Raw genomic sequence first — 3,563 nt, 5'->3', positions numbered from 1 at the left:
CGGCGGCCCCGGTGCCCGCCCCGGTCGACCTCAGCCGCGAGGAGCTGCGGCGCGGGATGATGGCCCTGACCCGGCAGCCGGTACCGCCCGGCGCCTCGGAGACGGCCGCCGCGCGATCCTCCACCGCGCAGTCCTCCACCGCGGGGTCCGCCCCCGGGCGCCGGGAGCCGCGGGTCGGGCGCCTCCGGCCCCGAAGCCCCGGGAAGCGACTCGGCCGCCGGACCGGGCTCCTGCGCCGCTCCCTCCCCGATCGCCGGCGTCCCGGCGTTCGACGTGACCGGTCTCGTCCGGGCGGTGGCGGACACGGTGGTCAAGGAGCTGCGCGGTGAGCTGGAGAGCGCGCTGAACCTGGCCGCGTCGTCCGCCTCCTCCGACGACGAGCCGGGCCGGTTGCTCCGTGAGATCCGCACCCTCGGCGCGCACGTGGCCGGGCTCCGCGACATCGTCGCCGAGCGGTGGCGGGACGGTCCCGCCCCGGTGGCCGGGGAGGCGGGGACACGAACGGAAGGCGAGGCGGGGACACGAGCGGAAGGCGAGGCCGAGCACCTCCGTCGCGAGCACCTGTTCCTCCAGAAGGAGTACGCCGACTCCGTCGCCGAGGCCCGCAAACTGGCCTGGCGGGTGCGACGGCTGGAGCGGATGCTGGCCGAGGCGGGCCGCCCGGCCTACGGCGCGGCCGTCGAGGAGGACGTCTTCGAGCCGACCGGCCTGGTGGACGTACTGATCAGGACCCGGGCGACGCTGCGGCACGTCTCCGTCGGCGACACCGACGGCCCGGCCGCCCGGCTGGACCTGGAGCATCCGGCGCTCTGCCGCACCTGGGCGGCCAAGGCGTGGGACGCGTTGTGCGCGCTGGACGACTTCGCCGGAGCGCGCTCCTCGGGGGCGTTCTCCGGCGGGTTCTACGAGTGGTGCGCCAACGGCGCGGACGGCCGCCGCACCATCCCCACCGGGATGCTGGCCATGCGCGAGTCCAGGACCGTGACCGCCAGCGCCAAGTTCAGCGAGCCCCGGGTCTTCGCCGTCCCGGACGAGGTGCATCCGGCGGGCCGGCTCCTGATGGAGGCGCACGTGAAACTGCGGCCCGTCGGCTACCCGGCGCCGCGGATGTACTTCCACGACGACTCCGGCGGCGCCACCGGCAAGGTCTGGATCGGCTACCTCGGGGACCACCTCCCCAACACCCGCACCAACTGAGCCCTCCCGGGCCCCGTCCGCACCGCCGCCACTGCCCGCACCCCCACTGCCCGCACCTCCGCGGTCCGCACCTCCGCGGTCCGCGCGTTCAGAGGTCCGCCCGTTCAGGGGTCCGCGCGTTCAGGGGTCCGCGGGCCGTGCCGTCAGCCGGTCGCCCTCAGCCCCGCGAGCACCAGTGAGCAGACCGCGTCGAAGGCCGTGTCGATCTCCGGCGCGGACCACTCGGCGGCGTAGAGCGGGTTGTGGAAACGACCGGTCGCGTCCAGCACCGCACGCGCGGTGACCTGCGGATCGCACGGGGCGAACGCGCCCTGCGCGACGCCGTCGGCGATGATCAGAGCGACCTCGGAGAGCAGGGCGTCGACGTGCTCGCCGACCACGGTGTCGCTCTCGCCGGCGAGCACGGTGTAGGTGGCGAAGAGCTCCGGGTCGTCGAGGGCCTTGCGCCGTTTGGCCTCGAACAGCGCCGCCAGCCAGCGGCGCAGCCGCTCGGGGGCCGGGGAGTCCTCGGCGGCGAGCTCGGCCAGTCCCGCGTGGTTGCGGTCGAGCCAGCGCCGGGTGACCGCGGCGCGCAGCGCCGCCTTGGTGGGGAAGTGCCGGTACACGCTGCCGTGGCTGACCCCGAGGGCCCTGGCCACGTCGACCACGGTGGCCTTGGCCGGCCCGTAGCGGCGCAGGACGCCCTCGGTGGCCGACAGGATCTCCTCGGCGGTCAGTGCACCCGCGGCCATCGTGTCCTCTCCGCGCTGTCAGGTGTCCAGTTGGGCCATCAGCGCCTCCGGGTAGCGGGTCCCGGCGACCTCGTCCACCGGGACCGCGTCCTCGATCGCGGCCAGGTCGGCGGCGTCGAGGGTGACGTCGACGGCTCCCAGCGCCTCGGCGAGGCGGTCGCGGCGGCGGGCGCCGACCAGCGGGACGATGTCCTCGCCGCGTGAGAGCACCCAGGCGATGGCGGCCTGCGCCACCGTAACACCCTTCTGCTCGGCGGTCGCGCGCAGGGCTTCGACCAGGGCCAGGTTGCGGTCGAGGTTCTCGCCGGAGAAGCGCGGGCTCATGCCGCGGAAGTCGCCCGGGGCGAGGGCGCGGTCACGGGTCCAGTGGCCGCCGAGCAGGCCGCGGGAGAGCACGCCGTACGCGGTGACGCCGATGCCGAGCTCGCGGCAGACGGGCAGGATCTCCGCCTCGATGTCGCGGGAGAAGAGGGAGTACTCGATCTGCAGGTCGGCGATGGGGGCCGCGGCGGCGGCCCGGCGGATGGTCTGCGCGCCGACCTCGGACAGGCCGATGTGGCGGACGCGCCCGGCCTGGACCTCCTCGGCGATGGCGCCGACGGTCTCCTCGATGGGGACGGCCGGGTCGAGGCGGGAGAGCCGGTAGACGTCGACGTGGTCGGTGCCCAGCCGCTGCAGCGTGTAGGCCAGGAAGTTCTTCACCGCGGCGGGACGGCCGTCGTAGCCGTTCCAGCCGCCGGCCGCGTCGCGCAGGGCGCCGAACTTGACGCTGAGGACCGCCCTGTCGCGGGCATCGGTCCCGGCGGTGCGCAGGGCTTCGCCGATGAGCAGCTCGTTGTGGCCCATCCCGTAGAAGTCGCCGGTGTCCAGCAGGGTGACGCCGGCGTCGAGGGCGGCGTGGATGGTGGCGACGGACTCGGTCCGGTCCGCCTCGCCGTAGAGGGCGGACATGCCCATGCAGCCGAGGCCGAGGGCGGAGACGACGGGACCGGAGGCGCCGAGGGTGCGGTCGTGCACGGTGTGCTCCTTGGAAGGTGGTCGGTGCAGAATCCGCTTGCACGATCACTATGCACTATTGAATAACAGATTTCAATATCTGTCATTCCATAGCAGCCTTGAGCGTCACGCGATCAGGAGACGTCGCGGGACGCGTCGAGGCGGTCGGCGAGCGGGTCACCCGGTTCCGGCCCGGCGACGAGGTGTTCGGAACCTGTGCCGGCGCCCTCGCCGAGTACGCGTGCGCTCCGCAGGGCGGGTTCGCGCCCAAGCCGGCGAACGTCACGTTCGAGCAGGCGGCGGCCCCGACCTCCGCCTTCGCCGCCCTCCAGGGGCTCCGTGACGCCGAGACGGCCGGACCCCGGCATCGCGAAGTGACCTGGACCACACGGCCGAACCCTCACCCGGACCCGCGAGCCGCCGATCGGCAGGAGGAAGCCGACGCCGCAGGCGTCCGTCCACCGGGGACGGCGTACGGCGTCCCTGAGGGACAGGACGAATGGAACGCCTCCCCCGACTCCTCCTCGGCGGCGGCCTGGCCGTCGCCCTCACCTCCACCACCGCGCTCCCGGCGGCCGCCGCCGTACCCGGTGGCTCACCGGCCGCCACGCGGGTCACCGCGCACACCGCCGGGCAGCT

The 3,563-nt window shown here is 74.4% G+C and carries 4 protein-coding genes; 2 read left to right on the top strand and 2 right to left on the bottom strand.

What is annotated here, in order from left to right; all coding sequences use genetic code 11:
* The first annotated feature begins 273 nt into the window (after window positions 1-273).
* On the top strand, window positions 274-1,197 hold the full coding sequence (locus ACWJ6R_RS32510) for a hypothetical protein (protein WP_449065887.1): 924 nt from the start codon (window positions 274-276) through the stop codon (window positions 1,195-1,197).
* A gap of 143 nt (window positions 1,198-1,340) precedes the next feature.
* Here the strand turns inward: ACWJ6R_RS32510 and ACWJ6R_RS32505 are convergent, their stop codons facing one another.
* A complete protein-coding gene (locus ACWJ6R_RS32505) occupies window positions 1,341-1,928 on the bottom strand; it encodes a TetR family transcriptional regulator (RefSeq protein WP_449065886.1) in 588 nt (195 codons plus the stop codon).
* 18 nt (window positions 1,929-1,946) lie between these two features.
* Complete coding sequence (locus tag ACWJ6R_RS32500) at window positions 1,947-2,945, bottom strand: aldo/keto reductase (RefSeq protein ID WP_449065885.1); 999 nt, start codon at window positions 2,943-2,945, stop codon at window positions 1,947-1,949.
* 98 nt (window positions 2,946-3,043) lie between these two features.
* Between ACWJ6R_RS32500 and ACWJ6R_RS32495 the strand changes: the two genes are divergently transcribed.
* Window positions 3,044-3,563 (top strand): alcohol dehydrogenase catalytic domain-containing protein (locus ACWJ6R_RS32495; RefSeq protein ID WP_449065884.1); only part of this gene is annotated, 520 nt, incomplete at its 3' end.

This window comes from Planomonospora algeriensis, assembly GCF_977012225.1.
Note: the sequence above shows the minus strand (reverse complement) of the source record. Positions and strands in the feature narration are given on the sequence as shown.